Origin of the sequence: Salicola sp. Rm-C-2C1-2, from assembly GCF_040196175.1 — a bacterium.
GTDB lineage: Bacteria > Pseudomonadota > Gammaproteobacteria > Pseudomonadales > Oleiphilaceae > Halospina.
Map to the genome: position 1 here is coordinate 21982 of NZ_JBEFNF010000010.1, position 21048 is coordinate 43029.

General features: G+C 60.1%; 20 protein-coding genes. 3 read left to right on the forward strand and 17 right to left on the reverse strand.

All coding sequences use genetic code 11. From position 1 onward, the window contains the following. Positions 1-4: 4 nt before the first annotated feature. Positions 5-4870, reverse strand: coding sequence for an NAD-glutamate dehydrogenase (locus AAF659_RS14150; RefSeq protein WP_349752431.1), 4866 nt, complete (start codon positions 4868-4870; stop codon positions 5-7). A 226-nt stretch (positions 4871-5096) separates the two neighbouring features. On the opposite strand from AAF659_RS14150, the gene AAF659_RS14155 reads away from it, so the two are divergent. Then, positions 5097-6779 (forward strand): BatD family protein, encoded by a 1683-nt coding sequence (locus AAF659_RS14155; RefSeq protein ID WP_349752432.1) that lies wholly within the window; start codon positions 5097-5099, stop codon positions 6777-6779. Here AAF659_RS14155 and ccmI read toward each other — a convergent pair. From ccmI to ccmA, 9 genes are read right to left on the reverse strand one after another with little or no spacing between them, the layout of a single operon-like run. Further along, on the reverse strand, positions 6776-7714 hold the full coding sequence (gene ccmI / locus AAF659_RS14160; protein WP_349752433.1) for a c-type cytochrome biogenesis protein CcmI: 939 nt from the start codon (positions 7712-7714) through the stop codon (positions 6776-6778). The two genes, AAF659_RS14155 and ccmI, sit on opposite strands and share 4 nt — an antisense overlap. Before the next feature lie 22 nt (positions 7715-7736). Further along, positions 7737-8210, reverse strand: a complete 474-nt coding sequence (locus AAF659_RS14165) for a cytochrome c-type biogenesis protein (protein ID WP_349752434.1) — start codon at positions 8208-8210, stop codon at positions 7737-7739. Further along, complete coding sequence (locus tag AAF659_RS14170; RefSeq protein WP_349752435.1) at positions 8185-8718, reverse strand: DsbE family thiol:disulfide interchange protein; 534 nt, start codon at positions 8716-8718, stop codon at positions 8185-8187. Before AAF659_RS14170 ends, AAF659_RS14165 begins: the two co-directional genes overlap by 26 nt. Next, a complete protein-coding gene (locus AAF659_RS14175) occupies positions 8715-10718 on the reverse strand; it encodes a heme lyase CcmF/NrfE family subunit (protein ID WP_349752481.1) in 2004 nt (667 codons plus the stop codon). The genes AAF659_RS14170 and AAF659_RS14175 overlap by 4 nt, the downstream gene beginning before the upstream one ends. 36 nt (positions 10719-10754) lie before the next feature. Continuing rightward, a complete protein-coding gene (ccmE, locus tag AAF659_RS14180; protein WP_349752436.1) occupies positions 10755-11246 on the reverse strand; it encodes a cytochrome c maturation protein CcmE in 492 nt (163 codons plus the stop codon). After that, on the reverse strand, positions 11230-11445 hold the full coding sequence (gene ccmD / locus AAF659_RS14185; protein WP_349752437.1) for a heme exporter protein CcmD: 216 nt from the start codon (positions 11443-11445) through the stop codon (positions 11230-11232). The genes ccmE and ccmD overlap by 17 nt, the downstream gene beginning before the upstream one ends. Before the next feature lie 17 nt (positions 11446-11462). After that, positions 11463-12200: a heme ABC transporter permease gene (locus AAF659_RS14190; RefSeq protein ID WP_349752438.1), complete on the reverse strand. Its 738-nt coding sequence runs from the start codon at positions 12198-12200 to the stop codon at positions 11463-11465. Positions 12201-12220: 20 nt separating this feature from the next. After that, positions 12221-12949 carry a heme exporter protein CcmB gene (ccmB, locus tag AAF659_RS14195; RefSeq protein WP_349752439.1) on the reverse strand — a complete coding sequence of 243 codons (729 nt, stop codon included), beginning with the start codon at positions 12947-12949 and terminating at the stop codon, positions 12221-12223. Next, a complete protein-coding gene (gene ccmA, locus AAF659_RS14200; RefSeq protein ID WP_349752440.1) occupies positions 12936-13571 on the reverse strand; it encodes a cytochrome c biogenesis heme-transporting ATPase CcmA in 636 nt (211 codons plus the stop codon). The genes ccmB and ccmA overlap by 14 nt, the downstream gene beginning before the upstream one ends. 114 nt (positions 13572-13685) lie before the next feature. Here ccmA and fliK point away from each other — a divergent pair, with 114 nt between their 5' ends. Together fliK and AAF659_RS14210 are read left to right on the forward strand one after the other, a co-directional pair. Beyond that, positions 13686-15131, forward strand: coding sequence for a flagellar hook-length control protein FliK (fliK, locus tag AAF659_RS14205; RefSeq protein ID WP_349752482.1), 1446 nt, complete (start codon positions 13686-13688; stop codon positions 15129-15131). Further along, positions 15124-15420: an EscU/YscU/HrcU family type III secretion system export apparatus switch protein gene (locus tag AAF659_RS14210; protein WP_349752441.1), complete on the forward strand. Its 297-nt coding sequence runs from the start codon at positions 15124-15126 to the stop codon at positions 15418-15420. The genes fliK and AAF659_RS14210 overlap by 8 nt, the downstream gene beginning before the upstream one ends. On the opposite strand, the gene AAF659_RS14215 is transcribed toward AAF659_RS14210, so the two are convergent. The 7 genes from AAF659_RS14215 to AAF659_RS14245 form a co-directional block, all read right to left on the reverse strand. Beyond that, a complete protein-coding gene (locus AAF659_RS14215) occupies positions 15417-15845 on the reverse strand; it encodes a DUF2802 domain-containing protein (protein WP_349752442.1) in 429 nt (142 codons plus the stop codon). The two genes, AAF659_RS14210 and AAF659_RS14215, sit on opposite strands and share 4 nt — an antisense overlap. A 23-nt stretch (positions 15846-15868) precedes the next feature. Further along, entirely contained in the window at positions 15869-16363 is a 495-nt protein-coding gene (locus tag AAF659_RS14220) for a chemotaxis protein CheW (RefSeq protein WP_349752443.1), read from the reverse strand. Positions 16364-16455: 92 nt separating this feature from the next. Further along, positions 16456-17355 carry a chemotaxis protein CheW gene (locus AAF659_RS14225; RefSeq protein ID WP_349752444.1) on the reverse strand — a complete coding sequence of 300 codons (900 nt, stop codon included), beginning with the start codon at positions 17353-17355 and terminating at the stop codon, positions 16456-16458. Positions 17356-17376: 21 nt separating this feature from the next. Further along, on the reverse strand, positions 17377-18186 hold the full coding sequence (locus tag AAF659_RS14230) for a ParA family protein (protein WP_349752445.1): 810 nt from the start codon (positions 18184-18186) through the stop codon (positions 17377-17379). A gap of 153 nt (positions 18187-18339) precedes the next feature. Beyond that, positions 18340-19068, reverse strand: coding sequence for an OmpA family protein (locus AAF659_RS14235; protein ID WP_349752446.1), 729 nt, complete (start codon positions 19066-19068; stop codon positions 18340-18342). A 10-nt stretch (positions 19069-19078) separates the two neighbouring features. Beyond that, the gene (locus AAF659_RS14240) at positions 19079-19822 is read right to left on the reverse strand and encodes a flagellar motor protein (RefSeq protein ID WP_349752447.1); all 744 of its coding nucleotides are present in this window, start codon (positions 19820-19822) and stop codon (positions 19079-19081) included. Beyond that, positions 19822-21009 (reverse strand): protein-glutamate methylesterase/protein-glutamine glutaminase, encoded by a 1188-nt coding sequence (locus AAF659_RS14245; RefSeq protein ID WP_349752448.1) that lies wholly within the window; start codon positions 21007-21009, stop codon positions 19822-19824. Before AAF659_RS14245 ends, AAF659_RS14240 begins: the two co-directional genes overlap by 1 nt. Between the last annotated feature and the right edge of the window lie 39 nt (positions 21010-21048).

A 21048-nucleotide genomic window follows, 5' to 3' on the forward strand; every position in this document is an offset into this window, starting at 1 on the left:
TCAATCAGCCGTTGGCACCTGCGTAGACCGTGCTCTGCGCCAAATCCAGAAGCTCGCGCAGAGCCACGGAAAACATGGCGTATTCCGGTGCGCTCTGGTTCCGAAACTCTCCCAGAATGCCATGCCAGCGTTCGATCAGCCCGGCATGCTCGTCTGTCCAGGCCTGGAGCATGGTTTCAAGGTCTGCCTTCGCGTTGCGCGAGCGCAGAATGCCGGTGGTCAGGGCGCGCTGCTGCCAGTTCAGGTCCTCACGGAAACTTTCCCGGGCCAGTGCCTCCCAGTGGCTGCGTGGCTCAAGCGCGGATATGGCTTTTGCAAACCAATCGAGTTCCAACTCATCCCCAACCGCGAAATACAGGTGCGCCACCTCCCTGAGGTCAAGCCCCGTCTCTTCCCTGGCATCAATGATACCCAGGCCAGATAGCAGATAGCCGCTGCCGGCCACGACCCCGGCCAGAGCCCCAGGAACGCCCTCACCTGCGAGACGATCACGCTCGTGCTGCCAGGTCTCCGTCGCCCGCTCGCCAATATAGGACGGAAGATCCGCTGCCATGGCATCCAGCCTGGCCTGGAAGCGCTCAATCTGGACAGAAAGGTCAATCTCGCTGCGCCGGTTACGCAGAAGCCAGCGCGTTGCGCGCCGGACAAGGCGCATCAGCTCACTCTGGAGCTCAACCTGGAGGCTGCTCGGGATCTGGTAGTCAAGTGCCTCCACCTGCTGCCACCAGTAATCCAGGCGGAAAATGGTCTTGGCGATCAGGTATGCGCGTGCTATGGAGGGCAGCGTGGCGCCGGTCGACTGCTCAAGTCGTTCCACGAAGGTCATGCCCATATGGTTGACCAGGTCATTGGCCACGCGCGTGGCGATGATTTCACGTCTCAGCTGGTGGCGCTCAAGTTCCTCACTGAAGCGTTCAACCAGCTGCGACGGGAACATCTCGCGGATCATTGACTTGATGCCGGGATCTTCCGGCAGATCGCTGCCGACCAGTACCTGTTTCAGGTCCGCCTTGACTACGGCGATCAACACGGACAGTTCCGGGCGGGTGAGGCCTCGGCCAGCAACCTGGCGCTCACTGAGCGCCTCTTCGTCAGGTAGATTCTCAAGTGTCCGGTCCAGCAGTCCTCGATTTTCATATCGGGTCATTAAGCGCCGGTATTCCTCGAGCCTTGAGGCGCCTTCCGAGTTGGCGATGGAGATCGCCTGAGTCTGGCGATAGTTATTCGCCAGCACCAGCCCCGAAACATCCTCAGTCATGCTGTTCAGGAATTCGTTGCGCTGCTTGAGGGTCAGGTCCCCCTGGGCAACCAGGCGGTTGAGAAGGATCTTCATGTTGACCTCGCGGTCGGAGCAATCAACACCACCGGAATTGTCTATGAAGTCCGTGTTGCAGCGGCCGCCATTAAGTGCAAATTCCACCCGTCCGGCCTGGGACATGCCGAGATTACCGCCTTCACCCACAACCCGACATCCGAGTTCGGCACCATTAACCCTCAGGCCATCGTTAGCCTTGTCGCCAACATCCCCATGGGATTCCTGGCGACTCTTCACAAAGGTGCCAATACCCCCAAGCCAGAGCAGATCGTGCTGCATTCTCAGAAGATGGGAGATCAGCATATTGGGCGGCATGTGGTCGGAACGTGTACCCAGAAGCCGTTTCACCGGTTTGCTCAACGGAATCGACTTGGCCGCCCGGCTGTAAATGCCTCCGCCTTCCGATATCAGCGTTGTGTCATATTCTTCCCAACTCGACTCCGGAAGAGCGAACAGTCGCTCGCGCTCCCGGAAACTAGCCTCGATGTCCGGTTCCGGATCCAGGAAGATGTGCTGGTGATTGAAGGCTGCCACCAGCCGGATTTTGCGGGACAGCAACATGCCATTACCGAAAACGTCCCCGGCCATGTCGCCAATTCCGACAACACTGAACTCATCGGAATCCGTATTCAGCCCCATTTCACGGAAGTGGCGCTCGACCGAGACCCAGGCCCCCTTGGCGGTAATCGCCATTTTCTTATGGTCGTAGCCGTAGCTGCCGCCGGAGGCAAAACCGTCCTCCATCCAGAAGCCGTATTCGTTGGAGATCTCGTTGGCTAGATCCGAGAAAGTAGCGGTTCCCTTATCCGGTGCTACAACCAGATAGTAATCGTCGTCATCGTGACGGATGACACCAGCAGGCGGAACCACTTCACCGTTGATGAAGTTGTCCGTCACGTCCAGAAGTCCGCGGATGAAGCAGCTGTACGCGACTCGGCCGGCAGCCTGGACCTGGTCCCGGTCAGCATCACTGGGGATCTGCTTGGCAACAAAGCCACCCTTGGCGCCCACCGGCACAATCACCGCATTCTTGACCTGCTGAGCCTTCACCAGCCCCAGGATTTCGGTCCGGTAATCCTCAAACCGATCCGACCAGCGCAAACCACCGCGGGCGACCTTGCCGCCGCGCAGGTGAACACCTTCCACCTGGGGAGAATAGACAAAGATCTCATAGACCGGCCTTGGGCGCGGAAGATCTGCCAGCTGGGCAGAGTCAAACTTGAGACTGATGCAGTTGGCGTCACCATTGCTCCCTTGCTGGTAAAAATTGGTTCGGGTTGTGGCCTGCATCAACTCCAGGAATAGCCGCAGCACCCGGTCTTCGCTGAGGTTCGGAACTTCATCCAGAGCACTTCCGAATTCAATCGCAATCTTCTTCTGAGCCGCCTCACACTGGCGCGCGCTCTGGTAACGCTCGGGATTAAAGCGGACATCAAAGAACTGGAGCAGCAGCGATACCAGCTTACCGTGCCGGGACAGAGTACCGGCGATGAAGTTCTGACTGTTACTGATACGGATCTGCTGCATGTAACGGGCATAGGCCCGTAGCAGCCCGATGGAGCGCCAGTCCAGGTAGTCGGCCAGGGCCAGCCGGTTGAAATGGTCATCCTCTGCTTCACCATTCCAGACGCGCGTGAACAACGCCTCGAAAATCGGCCTGATACGCTCAATATCAATGGGCTTGCCGGAACGCGACTGCAGTGCGAAATCATGAATCCAATGAGTGTTCCCCTGGCGATCCGTGATTTCGAACGGGTGCTCACCGATCACCCGGAAACCGATGTTCTCGAACACCGGGATCACATCGGAAAGCGGCAGCTGTTCACGCGGATGGAACAGTTTGAAGTGCAGCGTATTAGCCGTCTCCTCCGGATCCCGGTAAAAGCTCATGGCCATCTGGCCCGTGTCACGGATGCGATCCAGGTACTCCACATCAATCGCGGCCCGCCGCGCGGAGAACATGTCTCTATAGCCGGCTGGGAAGGCGTTCTCATAGCTGGCGGACAGCCGTGTGCCAATCTCCTCACCGTGATGTTCAACCAGAGCTTCGTGCAGGGTGTCCTGCCAGGAGCGCGCCAGTTCCACCAGTTTCTGCTGCAGTTCATCCACCGGCAGAACCCGGTTCTCCTGGGGCTGCACGCGCACCGTAAACTGGGTGCGCGCCAGCACGGATTCAGAGAAATAGGTGGTGAAATCCACACCCTCAGCATCCAGCGCCCGCACTAAGGCGTTCTGCATACTCACCCGCAGCTGGGTCGAGTAAAGCTCACGTGGCACAAACACCAGACAGGTCACAAACTGGCCGTAAACATCCTCGCGCATGAAAAGCCAGATCTTGCGTCGCTCCTGAATATAGAGAATAGCCTTGGCCACATTGAGAAGCTCATCGCCTTCAATCTGGAACAACTGATCCCTAGGATACACCGTCAGGATCTGATCGAGCTCCTTGCCAGCATAATCCTCACGCTGGAAGCCGGACGCATTGAGCACGTATTCAATCTTGCGCCGCAGCAGCGGAATCTCGTCCGGACGCTCCTGGTAGACCCGCGAGGTATACAGGCCGAGGAAACGCCGCTCACCGACCACACGCCCTTCGGAATCCAGTTTCTTGATGGCGATATAATCCGGAAAAGCGGGCCTGTGGATGCGCGAACGCTGGGCAGACTTGCCGAAGATGAAAAGACTGCCGCTGTCGGTCATGGCCTGACGCGTCTGGCGCGGCATGTCTTTCATGCGGATACGACTCGGCCGCTCGTTGTAGGTACGCAGGATTCCCAGCTCGGAATCGGCCACCTGCCGGATCTCGGTACGCCGGTTTTCACGCACGAAGTCGTACTCGTCATAGCCCAGGAAGGTGAAACGGTCGTCCACCAGCCATTCGAGGAATGCTCTGGCCTCGCTGATCTTCTCTGCAGACAGAGTTTTCGGCGGATCCGCCAGCTCTTCCAGGATGGCTTTGGCCTTATCGCGCATGTGCGGGAAATCCGATACCGCGATCCGGACCTCACTCATTACCTGCTCTACATCCGCACGCAGCGTTCGGAGGGCAGTGCTGTCCGAGTGGCGATCCACCTCCATAACGATCAGCGCTTCCTCGCCCGGCTCGAGCGGCTTTTTAACCGCCTCGTTGAGCCGCACCAGACTGCCATTGTCGTCACGCTCCGGGTTCAGAATGGTGTAATGGATTGTGTGGATATTCAGTTCCCGGGAATTGACTTCCATGCGCATAGAGTCAATGAGGAATGGAATATTCGGGTGCAGCACGAACATCACTGTATGGCTGGACTCCCATCCATCCTTCTCCAGATCCGGATTGAAGACCCAGATCCTCGATTCCTGGCCAGCGCCCTGCTGGATGAATTCCCATGCCGACAGTACAGCGCCGTAGGCATCCAGGAAACGCTGCTGTACCAGCTCCTCGAATGGCATGTGCTCAAAATAGCGCTGGGCAAAGTCGCTGATCCGCTCTACCTGGTCTGCCGGAAGACGTTCTCTCAGCGCTGCATCAAGCTTCTGCTCGAATTCAGCCAGTGTGGAGAAGGTTACGTCATGCATGCTGGCATCCTGTCGCTTTGGATAATCTTGATTTCAGCATAGTCAAAACCACGCCTTCTGACCCGCCTGTTTGCGGAAATTCCTTATAGATCCCTTATTCAATTACGATTTGGAAATAACGCGCCTAAACTGGACCTGCATCCCCCTCCGCCGCTTGAGCCGTAACGCCGGGTGCGCGAGGATGTCACTCGGACTTCCCACCCGGACCAGGAGCAGCTGCGCCGTCATGCCGATCTTGCGGATTACCCTGTGCCCTATTGTGCTGCTTGCGACACTGACAGGCTGGAGCAGCGCCGCTCTCGCTGAGCTGACAGCCTCCGCTGGCCCCGAGCGCCTTTACAGCAACGAGCTGATCACTCTGACACTGGAAACTGAAACAGAGCTCGATTTCAGTCTGGGCTCACTGCTGAACCCTGCGGAAATGAAAATACCGCACCCGGATACAACACCGCTAAAAGCGGATTTCCGGATTCTGGACCGCCATCAGCGCATGGCGATCCAGTCCGATAACGGCATCAACGAGGGGAAAGTAACCTGGACCTTCCTTTTGGCCCCTGCAAAAACCGGTAATCTGACAATCCCGGCACTGAGATTCCAGGACATGCAGAGCCGCCCCATCGACGTGACGGTCAGGCCAGGAGTGGCGCCAGCGGCACGCGCTGAGCCCGATGCCAGACTGGATATCAGCCTCAGCGACGACGAGGTCTACGTTCAACAGCAGATCATCATGACCCAGCGGGTCTACTATGAACCACCTCTGGCGCAGGCAAACCTGTCTTCTCCAACAATACTGGACGCCATGGTCAAACCGCTGGGTAAACAGCGCGAGTATAGAGCTGAAAAAAACGGCCGGGAGTGGCAGGTCGTAGAAAGGCGTTTTGTCATCGTCCCCCAGTCCGCGGGCACCATAATCCTTCCCGAGCAACGCTTTGAAGCCCGGAAGCAGACCGAAAGCGGTGACCTGGTACCTGTAATCGCGACCTCTCCAGCCCAGCGCATCCCCGTAAACCCACCGCCGGATTCCTTCAGTGGTGACATCTGGCTTCCCGCAAAAAACCTTGAGCTTACTGAGGAGTGGTCCAAATCACCCGATTCATTACGCGCCGGTGACAGCATCCGCCGGGACATCCACATCCGGGCTGTAGGAGTCGCGCCCGAGTCGCTACCGCGGTTGACCATTAACTACCCCCAGAGCATGCGGGAATATCCCAGACCCTGGAAATCGGACTCACGCCTGATCGGAAACAGTATCGAAGGGCGGCTGCGCAAGCGTGCCAACCTGGTACCGATTGAACCCGGGCGCCTCACACTGCCCGTGGTGCGTATTCCCTGGTGGGACGTACAGGCGGATAAACAGCGTGAGGCGGTTCTAGATGCCCATGAGATGAACGTTGAGCCCGCCGCCGGTGCCGGTGGTAGCGGCAAGCCTGAGAATGGTGAGGACAAAGAGGTCAGCGATGCGATTTCTGATATCAGCCTGTCGCGCCCCGGCAATACCACACTACCGCCGTTGTGGTTCTGGCTGGCGGTGGTCCTCGCTTCGGGATGGCTGATTACCGGCGTCGCATGGTGGCGAACCCGACGAGGCGGCAGCAACACAGTCGCGCTGAGTGCCGAAGAAAGGGCCAACCGTGAGCGCTTCCACGCCCTGTGTGAGCACGCGCGCCGCGGCGAAGCCGATACCCTGACGGTGTTACCGCAGTGGGCCGCAGCACACTTCAACCGCCCGGCGCTACGCACGGTCGGCGATGTCACCGCCTACCTGAATGATCCCCAGCTCACACGGGAACTTGAGGCACTGGAGCGCCATCTTTTTGCCAACCCACAGGACCGCGAGGTCTGGGATGGGGATGATCTGGTCGCCGTTCTGAGGCGGCTGGCCGGCCGCCCCCGTAATGGTGGTTCTTAGCCGTCGGATTCGCCGTTCTGGCTGGCGCTGCCACCTTGCTGAAGGAGATCCTGCGGCACTGGCTCTCCAAGCTCAGAATAGGCGGTCGCCACGCCCTGACGGATGCTGTCCGCCTGAGGATGGTTCGGGGCGAGCTCAAGGATACGCTCCCAGTAATCAAGCGCCGTGCGATAATCGCCATTGCGGAAGGCCTCGACGCCGAGAAGCCCGAGGCTGTTCACCTCATCCGGATTGTCCTCGCGGGCACGGCTGATGGCAGTCTCAACCTCATCAGTCATCCGCCCTTGGTTGGCCATGAAAAGCGCCTGGGCGCGTAGCCCAAGGGCACTGGCCGGACTGCCTTCACCCGCACGCTCAATGGCGCGTGCCAGCTCGCCGTAAGCTCCGGCAGCATCCCGGAAGCGCTCCAGCTGCATATAGCTACGCCCCAGCATGGCCCAGCCTTCCGGGTTGTCCGGATCAGCCTCCAACCGCGTCTCAAGCCGCTGAACCATGGCATCCACGTCCGCCGCATCCATGCCGTCCTGCATCATCTGCTGGCGCTCGCGGAACTGCGCCACATCATCGCTGGCCCCAAGTGAATCATAGAGCACAAAAGCGGCGACCGGCAGGGCCAGAACAAGAACCAGCGTTGTCACCACAATTCCACGGCGCCCTCCGGGCCCGCCCTCGACGCTTTCAGCCTCTTCGGACTCCACGTCCCGTAGAAGCCGCATCTCCAGTTCGTCTTTCAGGGACTCAAACCCGGATTCATCCAGAATGCCCTCGTCCCGCTCCTGTTCAAGTTCCTTCAGACGGGAGCGATAGGCCTCCAGGTTCTGCTCGCGATATCGTACCGCCGGCCTTAAGCGGCGGGCGAAAAGCATCGGGTAGATAACGAATACCAGCGCCAGGATGATCAGCAGGATGACAGCAAGCCAGAAATTCAGGGGCATGGATGCTCACTCAGGATTGGATTCATTCATTACGCAGCCACTGCTCAGCGCGGCGACGCTCTTCTTCGGAAAGTTCGGAGCTCTCGATCTGCCTGCGCGCGCGATTCCGCGCTACCAGCAGAAGCACCACGCCTATACCGATCACGAGCGCCACAAAGGGCCCGATCCAAAGAGCCCAGGTCCGAGGTGCGAACTCCGGCCTGTAGCTCACATAGCTGCCGAAGCGGTCGATCATGGCCTGCCGGATCGCCTCATCCGTAGCACCCTCCTGCATCATTCGCCGCACTCGCTCGCGCATATCTTCGGAAATGGGGGCTCCGGATTCAGCAATGGACTCGTTCTGGCATTTGGGGCAGCGGAGCTCGCGTGTCAATTCGCTGAAACGTTCACGCAGCTCCGGGTCCTCAAAACGCTCCTGAGCCATGCCCGGCGCGGCAACAACGAGCAGCGCCAGCAACAACAGGACGACTTCAGCCGTCTTTACGGTATCGTTCATAGAGCGGCTCAAAATCGGACTCCCAGACGTCTTGATCCACCACGCCCACATGACGGTGGCGGACGATGCCGTCGGCATCGATCAGATAGGTTTCCGGCGCCCCATAGACACCCAGATCAAACCCAAGGCTGCCTTCCGGGTCGTAGATCACCTGGGTGTAGGGATCACCGCGCTCCGCCAGCCATTCCAGGGCCGCACCACGCTCATCCTTGTAGTTGAGGCCAACAATAGGAACCCCCTGCTTCGCAAGCCGGTTGAGGTGAGGATGCTCCACGCGGCAGGCCGCACACCAGGTGGCCCAGACATTCAGAAGCTGAACTTTTCCCTTCAGCATCTGTGGCCCGGCAGGTGCTTTGGAATCGTGCAGCACGGGCAACTCAAAAGATGGCACCTCACGGCCTACCAGAGCGGAATCAAGTTCGCTGGGATCTTCGCCGAGCCCCCAGTAAAGCACCACTCCCAGCGTGACTGCCAGGACCAACGGTAGAAAAAGCCAGACCCGGTTCACGATGACGCTCCTTCAGCCAGAGGCCCACTCGCTCTGGGTTTCTCAGCCATGGTAACCGTCTGGCGCTGACGGACGCGGTAGCGCCGGTCACTGACCGCAAAGGCTCCGCCCAACGCCATGAGCAAAGCACCCCCCCAGATCCAGCGCACCATGGGCTTATACTGGATGCGCACGCTCCAGGCTGTCTGCCCTTCCACATTCTCACCGAGCGCCACAAAAAGGTCTTTGAGAACGCCAGGGCTGATCCCGGCGTTGGTCATCACACTACTACGTACCGGGTAATGGCGTTTCTCCGGAAACACCGTCGTGACCAGCTCACCATCCCGATAGATGTCAAAGGTCGCCTGCTGGGCGGTGAAGTTCGGCCCCTCACGTTCTCTCAAATCTGCGAAGTGCCATTCGTAACCCGCAATCTCCAGCCGGTCCCCCGGAGCCATCCGCCGGTCCTGCTCCACCCCGTGGAGCGACACCATAGTGGCGCCGGCAATCGAAACCGCCAGGCCAACATGCCCCAGAACCATACCGTTATAGCTGCGCGACAACTTTCGCAGACCATGCAGGCGCCCATTGCGGCTCGCTGTCTTGTCCCAGACATCCCTCAGGGTTGCAAAAGCCACCCAGGCGGCAACCAACAGCCCAACAAAGCTCAAGACATGGAACTCACCCACCATCAGCAACGGTGTGATCAGCGCAACAACCACGCTCAGCACTGCTGGTACCATCAGCTTGCGCAACACCATATTCACTGGTGTGCGCTTCCAGCGGGTGACAACACCGAAACCCAGGATAACCCCCGTCATCAGGGCAATAGGGACGAAGGTGATGTTGAAATAGGGTTCGCCCACGGAAAGCGTGCCGCCTCCCATGTAATCCAGGATCAACGGAAAAATGGTCCCAAGCAGCACCACGAACGTGGCGACCACCAGAAAGACGTTATTCATCAGCAGCAATGCTTCACGCGAGAACAGCGTGAACCCGGTACGGCCCTGAACAGCAGGCGCACGGATGGCGTAAAGCGCCAGCGAGCCGACCACGGTCACTGAAAGCATCATCAGTATGAAGAACCCGCGCTCAGGATCCGTGGCAAAGGCGTGAACCGACGTAAGCACACCGGAACGCACCAGGAAGGTGCCCAGTATGCTGAGCGCGAAGGTCATGATCGCCAACAGCACAGTCCAGCTTTTGAACACACCGCGCTTTTCGGTAACCGCCAGTGAATGGATCAGAGCCGTGCCCACCAGCCAGGGCATGAAAGAAGCGTTCTCGACCGGATCCCAGAACCACCAACCGCCCCAGCCCAGCTCATAGTAAGCCCACCAGCTGCCCAGGGCGATGCCCAGTGTCAGAAAAGCCCACGCTACAGTGGTCCAGGGTCGGGACCAGCGGGCCCAAACCGCGTCCAGCCGCCCGCCAAGCAGCGAAGCGATGGCGAAGGCGAAAACGACTGAAAAACCAACGTACCCCATATAGAGCATGGGCGGGTGCACAATGAGGCCGAAGTCCTGCAGCAGGGGATTCAGGTCGGCACCGTCCTGAGGCACGTTCGGCAGCATGCGCTCAAAAGGGTTCGAGGTAAGCAGCGTGAACAGCATGAAGCCGACACCGATCAGCCCCATGATGGACAGCACCCGGGCCCGCATCTCATCCGGCAGGTTGCGACTGAAAAGCGCCACTGCCAGCGTCCAGGCCCCCAGAATCAGCACCCACAGGAGCATGGAGCCCTCGTGTCCGCCCCAGACAGCGCTGAACTTGTAGTACCAGGGCAGCATGCTGTTGCTGTTGTTGGCGACATAGCCCACGGAGAAGTCATCCACCATGAAGGACCAGGTGAGGCAGGCGTAGCTCAGCACCAGCATCACAAACATGCCCGCCACCAACGGGCGGTCGAACGCCATCAGGCCCGGATGACGGATGGTGGCTCCCGTCATGGGGACTACGACCAGCGCCACTGCCAGCAGCAGTGCCAGGATCAGCGCGAAATTACCAAGTTCAGGAACCATCATCTCTCCTGCGTCAGAGTCGCTACCACCAGCACCTCAGGTACCGGTGTTGCCATTACCGTGATCCACACCTTCAGCCGGATAATCACCCCCTTCCTTCAGGCGGCCGGAGGCCTCCAGAGCCTCCTTGACCTCAGGGGGCATGTAATCCTCGTCATGTTTCGCCAGCACCTGGTCCGCTGTAAGCAGTCCATCCGCGTTCAATTTGCCCAGCGCAACCACGCCCTGACCCTCCCGGAACAGATCCGGCAGGATACCTTTGTATTCCACTGGCACCCGCCCCTGGTTATCGGTGATGACAAAACGGACCTTCAGCGAGTCCGGATCGCGTTCCAGACTGCCCTCCGCCACAAGACCACCGGCGCGGATACGCTGCTGCACTGGTGCTTTGCCGGTATCAATCTCAGCCGGGCTGTAGAAAAGGTTCATGTTCTCCTGCAGAGCCACCAGCGCCAGTGATACAGCCACGGCAAAGCCCGCGAACAGCACGAGAATGATGGTCAGACGGCGTTTACGAACCGGATGCATCGTGTTTTTTTCCTCCACTGCCTTGACGATGGGCCTCACTGCGCATGAGGCGTCGATGATGGCTGATGACCTGGCGACGCTGGATCACCGTAGCCAGGATGAGCGCCAGGATCACCAGAATGAAAGCCCCGTAGCTGACCCATACGTAGAACCCATGTCCGCCCATACTGATCAGTGCCTGGAATGAATCGAACTGCATATAACCTCCAAGCCGTCCTATTGTGCCAGAACCCACTCCCGAACCCAGCGGGCACGGCGCTCTCTGAGCAGAATGTCATTCCGCATGCGCCAGAGGATCAGCCAGGCCACCAGAAGATGGAAGCCCAACAGGCATATCAGCAATGGCGCCCACATGCTGACCGGCATCGACGGGGCCTCGGTAACCTTGATGGTCGCTGGCTGGTGCAGCGTGTTCCACCACTCCACTGAGTACTTGATGATGGGAATATTGACCACACCCACAATCACCAGAATGGCGCTGGCCCGAGCTCTTATATCGGGATCCTCCATGGCTCCGCGCAACGCCATGACCCCCAGATACAGAAACAGAAGCAGGAGCATGGAGGTCAGCCGCGCATCCCAGATCCACCAGGTTCCCCAGGTAGGCTTGCCCCAGACAGCACCGGTAAGCAACGCCAGGAAAGTCATGCCAGCACCTACGGTGGTAGCAGAAGCAATGAAGGTATCCGCCATCTTCATACGCCAGACCAACCCCACCAAACCAGCCACGGCCATGGCCACATAAAGCGACTGGCCCAGATACGCTGCGGGCACGTGGATGAAGATGATGCGATAACTGTCACCCTGCTGGTAGTCCGCCGGCGCGAACAGCAATCCCCATACCACTCCCACGCTAAGTACAACCAGCGCCAACCATCCGAGCCAGGGCATCAACCGGCCCGCGATGCCGAAGAACCACTTGGGAGAACCCAGCTTGTGAAACCATTGCCACATGTGGCGATCCTCAGTTCATGTCATCCATTGGAAACGCTGATACGCAGCGCTCCGGCGATGGCCAGCGGCGCCAGCACCACCGCCAGCGACAGCATGGCGCCGAGCAACGCCAAATGCCCGGTGATGGGCGCGCCCTCCGCTGCCGCCGTCACCGCCCCGGTGCCGAATATCAGCACCGGAACATAGAAAGGGGTCATTATCAGAACAAGCAGCACACCGCTGCCGCGCAGACTCACAGTCAGTGCGGCACCAATGGCCCCGACAAGCACAAGGATGGGCGTTCCTGCGAGCAGTGTCAGCACCAGGACCATCCCGGTGGCAGCTGGGAGATGCAGCATAACGCCCAGTACCGGTACCAGCAGTATCAGCGGCAGCACCGTCGTGACCCATACGGCGGCCACGCGGGCCAAGGCCAGCAGCGCCAGCGGCTGAGGCGACAGCACCCATTGTTCCAGATGCCCATCCGCATAGTCATTGCGGAACAACAAGTTCAGCGACAGCAGGATGGCCAGCAATGCCGCCACCCAGATGATCCCCGGGCCGGCCTGGCGCAGGAACTCCGGTTCCGGGCTTACCCCCAGCGGAAACAGCGATACGATCAGAACAAAGAACACCAGCGGATTGATCAGATCCTGGCGGTTGCGGAACGCGACGAGCCACTCCCGGCGCACCGTCTCAAAAGCGGCCCGCAGCCAGCCTTCTTCCCCAGCCGCAAAATGCACCGATACACGCGACTCAGACCGCATCATGGTCCTCTTCCAGCATCAGTGTGCGCACATCCCTCAGCCCCAGCGGATGGTGAGTGGTCAGAATCACAGCACCGCCCGCACGCACGCGGTTACTGAGCAGTGCCTCGAGTTGTCCCACTGCTTCGCGGTCAACGGCGGTAAATGCCTCATCCAGGATCCACAGCGGCGCACTCGATAGATACAGGCGAGCCAGCGCCACCCGCCGCTGCTGCCCCGCAGAAAGCTGTGCCGCCGGGAGGTCCTCATAGCCGGCCAGCCCTGCGTCTACCAGCGCCGCCATTACCTGTTCCGGGTCGGTAGGCGCACGCATGGCCTGCCATCCGGCCAGGTTCTCAAAGGCGGTCAGCGAAGGTGAAACACCGGCACTGTGACCGAGAAAAAGCAGATTCGCCTGATACTGAGCCCTGACCCGGTGCACCGGTTCGCCCCGCCAGAGGAGCTCCCCTTGGAAAGCTGGATTGAGTCCAGCCAGGATACGCAGAAGGGTTGTCTTGCCCGCGCCGTTGGGTCCGGCAATCCGCCAGAGATCGCCGGGTCCAACCGTCAATTCAAGACCGCTGAACAGCGGGCGGTCATCACGTTCACAGTGGATCTGCCGGGCTTCGAGCAGGGTACTGGTCATTGTCTATCCGGCCGGTGGGGTCTGCGGGTTGGGTCTACCCCCGGCGCGAGCCTATTATATAGAAAACGCTCGGCGTTTGCCGCCATGAATGGCAACGGGGATACCGTCTTGAAAGTGCCTGTTCTTTCGCTGATGACACGTACTGACAGCGGTCAGACCACAGGAGCCGACAGCTCCCGTCTGGCCGCCCAGCTTGAGCGAGCCGGGCTGCGTGAGGGCGAACCCAGGCTCGCCCGCGTGCTTAACGCGGACGGCGGCGGGCGCCCGGCCGGCGACGGTGTCCGGGCCATGCCCGGCACTAGGCTGTTGCTGGAGGTGGGCGGGCAACGCCTCCCTGTACGCAGCGATCGCTCCCTGGATACAGGCACCATGGTCAAGGTCATGCGCGCGGGCAACGAGCTGCGCCTTATGGAGAGCCTGGATCAGCCCTCACGCAGCACCCTGAGCCAGTCCCTGGCCAACCGCATTCCCTTCCAGCAGAATCTCGGGCAGGGTCTGAACCGTCTTGCGGCCCAAGCGAATGATCCTGGCCTGCCTCAGCAGATCCGCCAGGGACTGGTGCAACTGACCCGCCTCATGCCGGCCACGCCCGCTGCTCAGCCCGCCACTGGCGGCTTACAGGCGAATGCTGCCTTACCCATTACTGGAACTGGAGCGACATCCACCACATCCCTTGGGGCAAATCCGACCCAGGACTCCGGCATGAGCCTGGACCGGATGAGCGGTGCGCAGATCCGCAAATGGATCAGCCAAAGCGGCCTGTTCCGGGAAACATCCATGGTGCAGCAATCCGCATCACCAGCCGGCACTAATGCCAACCAACCTCAGACCGACCTCAAGAGCCAGCTCATCCAGCTTGCCGCTCAGCTTCTGCCAAAGGTGACTGGTAAACCCGCGAGCGAAAGCAACACCAGCCTGCACGGCCTGATCAGCCGGCTCGAGCCCATGACGAAAACATCCGCCGACGACCTCAGTGCCCTGCGTTTTCCAACGCCACCGTCCACCACTGCTACCAGCAGTACCAGTACAGCGACCGGCGGCAATACCAGCAGTTCCATGGGCGCAGGCGAAATGCTCCGGCTTCTCGCCGGAATGATCAACCGCCTGACCGTCAACCAGCTTCACTCACAGGCAGCCAGCGCCGGGACTGAGGCCAATGCGCCCAACCAGACCTGGATTCTGGAGCTCCCCTGGGTTACCGGCAGTCAGGAGGTCCGGATTATGCAGGGACGACTGGAGGAATACGGCCCAGATGACCCAGATGCGAACGAGGGGGAAGAACGCCCAAGCCGAGAGCGTGAATGGCAGCTGACCTTGGCCCTGTCGTTTGACACCACCGGCCCGCTGTATTTTGAAATCAACCTGCGGGGGCGCCAACTCCGGACCCAGATCTGGGCCGAGCACCCGGCAACCGTCGACCTGATTGAGGCTACTCGAGGGCGGCTGGAAACAGCGCTTGCACAACTGGATCTGGACGTCATCCCGGTGGAGTGCAGAGAAGGTCAGCCACCAGCCCGGGTTACGCGACTCACCCAGCAACTGGTGGATGAACATGCCTGAGAACAGCGATCATGGAGCCGCCATTGCGCTGACCTATGACGGCGAGAACGCACCCACTGTTGCGGCTACCGGGCAGAATGAACTTGCCCATGAAATGATCCGAATCGCAGAAGAGAATGGCGTGCCTCTCTACGAAGATCCCGATCTGGCAGCGCTGCTCAGCCGACTGGATCTGGGGGAATCGATTCCCGAAACGCTCTACCAGATCATTGCTGAGGTTCTCGCCTACAGTTTTTACTTGCAGGGCTTCACACCTGACGACTTCCGGGATGCTGACAGGGAGCGCTAGACCACCTCATCGGTCTGGGACTGGTCTTGCTTACTACCACGCCTTTGCCCCTGACGCAGTGCCGAGACCAGCTCTGCCTCCGGTCGTGAAATGCCACAGGAATTCATCAGGTCCTCAGTGCCAGCACCCAGCTCGACCAGCTTGGAGGCTTCGTCATAGGGAACGCGCAGAGGGTCATTCAGGCGCATCTCCTCCAGTGCGCCACTGAGGCGGTGCAGGGACTGCTCGCACGCCACCAGGCGTCGTCCGACCCCCATACTGCCGCTACTTACCGCGTGAAGCTCCCTGCCCAGATCATCGCAACGCTGACGCCAGTGCGCCTCCATGCGGTTCATTCGAACCCGATTGGCGATGCCCTGCGCCGCCACCAGGGCAATAGCCAGGGCTGTAATGCCCCATGGAAGAAGGGTGTCGATCGTGTCCATATCAGCCTCCTGTCGCTGACCCGCTAGAGCGACTCGATTTCGGCCCATTCCTCGTCAGTCAGCATCTTTTCGAAAGCCACCAGAATCACAAGCTCACCCTCACGGTTGCAGACCCCGTGAATGAAGCGGGCACTTTCCTCATTGCCCACATTGGGCGCGCTCTCAATCTCGCTCTGGCGGATGTAGATCACCTCTGCAACCGCATCCACCATGATGCCGATAACCTGTTCCTCGGCCTCAAGCACCACAATGCGTGTTGAATCCGTCACCTCGCCGTCCGGCAAGCCGAAGCGGCGTCGGGTATCGATTACCGTCACCACGTTGCCGCGCAGATTGATGATACCGAGCACGTAATCCGGTGCCCCGGGAACCGGCGCAATTTCGGTGTATCGCAACACCTCCTGGATCTGCATCACGTTGAGCCCGTAGGTCTCGTCCGCGAGCCGGAACGTCACGTACTGCAAAACCGGGTCATCGCTGCTCTGCTGGGCCGCGTTTTGAATGCTCTGGGTCGCCATATCCGCCTCTCTGTCCGGGCAACTGTCAATATTTCATCAATGAGCACCCTGCACTATAGAACATAGCACAAACTGTGCCACTCACTGAGCCGCTAGCGGTCCAGCTCCGGGTTGCGTTCGGTTTCCGCCTTCTGCAGCAGAGCCGCCAAGCATGAAACGTCCAACAGGGCACACATCTCCTTTTTGATGGTGCCCGCCAGCCACTGCCGACGGCCACCCTCACTACGCCATTTCACCTCATCTGGCTGGACGAGGAAAGACTGGGCGACTTCATCGCAGGCCAGCCCCCAAGCACTATCTCCAAGCTGTATCACGAACTGGTATTGCTTCTGGAATTCATCACGATAGCGTTCCGGCATCACCCAGCGAGCAGTATCGGCAACACGTATGGTGTGATCGCCAACCCGCAGCAACCCCAGAAACCAATCCGGCCGCCCGAAAAGGGGCGTAAGCTCGCGCTCAAGGCGATGGACCTGGCCCAGAAGCACCAGCGGCACTGCCAGCTGCAGACCCGCCACCCGGAAAATGAGGCACTCAAAGCCTTCTTGAGCCCAAGGCGGCCGACCATTACGCCAGGTGCCCGACTCAACTTCCGGCGTGGCACCCGATTCGGTACTCACCGGCGCGACCGAACCATATTCCCTTTCAGGTTCTTTAATAGGCTCGGGTTCGGGCTCGGGCTCGGGCTCGGGTTCGGGCTCGGGCTCGGGCTCGGGTTCGGGCTCGGGCTCGGGATCCGGCTGCGACCACGCCGCCTGCTCCAAGCTCTGGATTGCCGGGCTTACTAGCCCCTGATTCAGGGTCGGCTTTTCCGCTTCTGCAAGAGGACGCGAGGCCGAATGGTCCTGGCGGGAACGCATCCAGCGCGGCGCGGCCCCCCCACTGGGTCGATCATCATCCCCTGCCCAGGGACTGCCATCCCCGGCGGACAAAAGCTCGTCAAGGTAATCGCCAATGATGGAATCCGGCTTGTTATCGCCATGTCCTGCCACTGTCCGGTCTCCTCCGCGGCTCTACCGCGCCTCTGCAGTCTGACGGCTGCGCCCGTCATCACCAAGCTTGGCCTGCAGATCGGAAAGCAGACGACGATACGCACGGATCCCCTGAGAGTCCTGGGAAACAGCAGTCGGTACCAGACCTTTCTGACTGGCATCGCGTAAACGCGTATCCACCGGAATGGCGAACCGCCAAAGTTCGTCCCCATAATCGCGCCGCAATTGATTCAGACTCTGGACCGAGGCCTGGGTCCGGCGGTCGTACATGGTGGGAATAATGGTATAGCTGAGATCGTTTTTCTGACTCTTCATCACCATCTGCAGGGTATGCAGCATCCGGTCCAGCCCCTTTAGCGCCAGAGGTTCAGTCTGAACCGGCATCAGAAGATGCTGCGCCGCCGCCAGTGCATTGATCATCAGCACCCCGAGCGAGGGAGAATTGTCCAGAAGAACATAATCGTAATCATCCCAGAGCGTCGACAGGGAGCGCGAGATCACCAGCCCCATACCCGCAACTCCAACACTGCGGCGTTCGAGCGTGGCCAGGGCGCTGGAGGCTGGCAGCAGATGCAGCCCCTGGTGACCTGTTTCAATAATTAGCTGTGCCGGCAGCCCTGGTGGCACCTTGCCCTCGTGCTGGAAAAGATCATAGACCGAATGCTCAATAGCATCTGGATCATGCCCGAAGTAGGCGGTCACCGAACCGTGGGGATCAAGATCCACCATCAGTACCCTATGCCCCGCATCCGCGAGCAAACCACCAAGAGCCACCACGGTGGAGGTCTTGCCAACGCCACCTTTCTGATTAGCCACTGTCCAGATTCGCACCCTCGACCCTCCTGATATTCATGGGCCTTACGCCGGCCAGCCCTTGCCACCGCAAGCGTCTGTCGGCGGCCCTGTGCCGGCGGCACCCATGGCGCGGGCTGCACCGCCGCCCGATTGACAGCTGTCGGAAAGGAAGCAGTTTCCATGCCACAATTACCGCTGCCCTGGCGTTGCCGGAATGCTTTGTCCCGCGCCAATAACAAGCGTTACCCGCCGATTGCGCGCCCGCCCGCGCTCGGTATCATTGCGCGCCACCGGCTGCTTGTCGCCGTAACCGAGCGCAGCAAGCCGTTCGCCGTTGATACCGCTGTCTTCGAGCAGTCGCACCACGGCGCCCGCCCGCGCCGCAGACAATTCCCAGTTGGAAGGGAAGCGCCCGGTGCTGATCGGTAGATTATCCGTGTGTCCCTCCACCACAATCGCATTATCACCTGAAGCCAATACGCCGGCGATACGCATAAGTGCGGTCTGCGCTTCCGGTCCTGGCAGTACGCCGCCACTGCGGAAAACCAGGTCACCCGGTAGCGTCACTTCCATCCATTCGGCCCCCTCACGAAAACGGACCTGATCAGCACCCACCAGCCCTTCCAGTGCCTGGCCCAGCTCTTCTCGGAGTCGTTGATCGGAAAAGTGCGGCGCACCAGTGCCCGACCCCCCTGAAGCCGTGATTGGTTCGCCGACGGGGATGGGATTGATCGTACGTGGTGTCCCCGTGAAGACACCCTGAACCGCCTCGGAAAGCCGCCGGACCTGATCCTGCTCAGCGGCGGAGATGGCATAGAGGAAGACAAAGAAACCGAAAAGCACGGTTACGAAATCGGCATAGGACACCAGCCAGCGGTCGTTACTCGGGCCCTCGCTGTCACTGTGGCGGCGTCTCATGATCGGCTCCTCAGCGGTGCATGAAGCCCTGCAGCCGCATCTCGATGGTATTGGGATTTTCGCCTTCCAGCACCCCCAGTAGTCCGTCGATCATCATTTCCTGATAGCGACTGCGGTAGTGAACCAGGCTCCGGAGTTTGCTTGCTACCGGAAAGCACAGCAGGTTCGCCACGGCAATGCCGTAGATGGTGGCGACGAAAGCAGTGGCGATGCCAGTTCCCACCTGAGCCGGGTCCTCCAGGTTTGTCATCACCTGAATCAGGCCCATAACGGCCCCGATGATGCCAATGGTGGGCGCATAGCCGCCCATGGATTCAAAAACACGGGCCGCTTCCAGATCACCCTGTTCCCGGGATTCGAGATCGGTCTCCAGCATCGAACGGATGGTTTTGGGCTCCAGCCCATCAACGAGCAATTGCAGCCCTTTGCGTGCAAAGGATTCGGTTTCCTGCTCTGCCGCCGATTCAAGCCCGAGAATCCCGTCCTTGCGCGACTTCATACTCCAACCAACCACCTTTTCGACACCGTCGCGCATGCTGATATCCGGCGGCGAAAACACCCATCGCAACAGAACCACGGCGCGGCGCAAGACCGTGCTCGGGGTCTGTAAGGTAATAGCTGCCAGTGTTCCGCCAATAACAATCACCACCGCAGGCAGGTTAATCAGCGAGCTGGGGGTACCGCCTTCGAGAATAGTACCTCCGAGAAGCGCGGCAAATGCGAGTATAACCCCCAGAAAACTGAGCGGATCCATCAGGTGACCCCTTCGCTCAGCCGGCTCCCGATCCGGTCCAGCGGCAACACCTCATCGGTCAGCCCCGCCTTCGCCACTGCCATGGGCATGCCATAGATCACCGAGGTTTTCTCATCCTGGGACCAGACGGCAGAACCAGACTGTTTCATCAGGCGACAGCCCTCCTTGCCATCAGCCCCCATCCCCGTAAGGATCACAGCAAGAGTCTTGCCGGGAAAACTGCGGGCGATAGACCCGAAGGTAACGTCCACGCAGGGGCGGTAGTTGACCCGGCCGTCATCCGGAATCACCCGGATCCGGCTGGATCCCCCTTTCTTCTCCACCAGCATCTGCTGGCCACCTGGTGCCAGCAGTGCCACGCCCGGTTCCAGCACATCACCATCCGTAGCCTGGCGCACTCGGATGCGGCAGAGCTTATCCAGCCGCTCCGCAAACGCCAGTGTAAAACTGGCCGGCATATGCTGGACCAGGATAATGGGCGCCGGGAAATTGGCGGGGAGTTCAGCCAGCACTTTCTGAAGGGCGATGGGTCCGCCGGTCGACGTGCCAATAGCTACAACGTCATAGTGTCGGGCAGCGGAGCGTCGTGACGCACTTCCGCTGGTAGCAGTCGAACTTTCGGCTGGCTCAGTCGCCGTCGTACCCGACTGTTGCGGCTCGGACCGTTGCCGGCGCTCCGGTGTGGCCGGGCGCGAGGGCTCCCGCTGTGGAGCCGGGCTTGATGAGGCCCGGCTTCCCCCCGAGGCTGGCGCCGGTGCCCCGGAACCACCAGCGCCTCCACGCGCGGGGTGACTGCGTGCCACTTCGAGGAGACGCTTCCGCAGTATCTCCTGCAGCCGGCTGGAAGAGCGTGCAATCTCTTCAAAATTCTTCGGCAGGAAATCCACGGCCCCGGCTTCAAGCGCATCAAGCGTGACGCGGGCGCCCTCATAGGTAAGCGAAGAGAACATCAGAACCGGTGTCGGACGGCTCTCCATGATCTTACGCACCGCAGTGATGCCGTCCATGACCGGCATCTCGTAGTCCATGGTGACCACGTCCGGGCGGTGTTTCTCAACCAGGTTCAACGCTTCCTGGCCGTTGCTGGCGGTTGCCACAACCTTCAGTTCGCCAGTAGCAGCGAGGATCTCCGTCAAACGTTTGCGGAAAAACCCGGAATCATCAACAACAAGGACGGAAACCGTCATCCAAGACTCCAATCACAGGGGTCCGGCCCGCGGTACCGC

What these genes read in the sequence shown, in the direction of transcription:
- AAF659_RS14150 (WP_349752431.1), bottom strand. Translation starts at nt 4,870, where the DNA reads ATGCATGACGTAACCTTCTCCACACTGGCTGAATTCGAGCAGAAGCTT.
- AAF659_RS14155 (WP_349752432.1), top strand. Translation starts at nt 5,097, where the DNA reads ATGCCGATCTTGCGGATTACCCTGTGCCCTATTGTGCTGCTTGCGACA.
- ccmI (WP_349752433.1), bottom strand. Translation starts at nt 7,714, where the DNA reads ATGCCCCTGAATTTCTGGCTTGCTGTCATCCTGCTGATCATCCTGGCG.
- AAF659_RS14165 (WP_349752434.1), bottom strand. Translation starts at nt 8,210, where the DNA reads ATGAACGATACCGTAAAGACGGCTGAAGTCGTCCTGTTGTTGCTGGCG.
- AAF659_RS14175 (WP_349752481.1), bottom strand. Translation starts at nt 10,718, where the DNA reads ATGGTTCCTGAACTTGGTAATTTCGCGCTGATCCTGGCACTGCTGCTG.
- ccmE (WP_349752436.1), bottom strand. Translation starts at nt 11,246, where the DNA reads ATGCATCCGGTTCGTAAACGCCGTCTGACCATCATTCTCGTGCTGTTC.
- ccmD (WP_349752437.1), bottom strand. Translation starts at nt 11,445, where the DNA reads ATGCAGTTCGATTCATTCCAGGCACTGATCAGTATGGGCGGACATGGG.
- AAF659_RS14190 (WP_349752438.1), bottom strand. Translation starts at nt 12,200, where the DNA reads ATGTGGCAATGGTTTCACAAGCTGGGTTCTCCCAAGTGGTTCTTCGGC.
- ccmB (WP_349752439.1), bottom strand. Translation starts at nt 12,949, where the DNA reads ATGATGCGGTCTGAGTCGCGTGTATCGGTGCATTTTGCGGCTGGGGAA.
- ccmA (WP_349752440.1), bottom strand. Translation starts at nt 13,571, where the DNA reads ATGACCAGTACCCTGCTCGAAGCCCGGCAGATCCACTGTGAACGTGAT.
- AAF659_RS14210 (WP_349752441.1), top strand. Translation starts at nt 15,124, where the DNA reads ATGCCTGAGAACAGCGATCATGGAGCCGCCATTGCGCTGACCTATGAC.
- AAF659_RS14215 (WP_349752442.1), bottom strand. Translation starts at nt 15,845, where the DNA reads ATGGACACGATCGACACCCTTCTTCCATGGGGCATTACAGCCCTGGCT.
- AAF659_RS14220 (WP_349752443.1), bottom strand. Translation starts at nt 16,363, where the DNA reads ATGGCGACCCAGAGCATTCAAAACGCGGCCCAGCAGAGCAGCGATGAC.
- AAF659_RS14235 (WP_349752446.1), bottom strand. Translation starts at nt 19,068, where the DNA reads ATGAGACGCCGCCACAGTGACAGCGAGGGCCCGAGTAACGACCGCTGG.
- AAF659_RS14240 (WP_349752447.1), bottom strand. Translation starts at nt 19,822, where the DNA reads ATGGATCCGCTCAGTTTTCTGGGGGTTATACTCGCATTTGCCGCGCTT.
- AAF659_RS14245 (WP_349752448.1), bottom strand. Translation starts at nt 21,009, where the DNA reads ATGACGGTTTCCGTCCTTGTTGTTGATGATTCCGGGTTTTTCCGCAAA.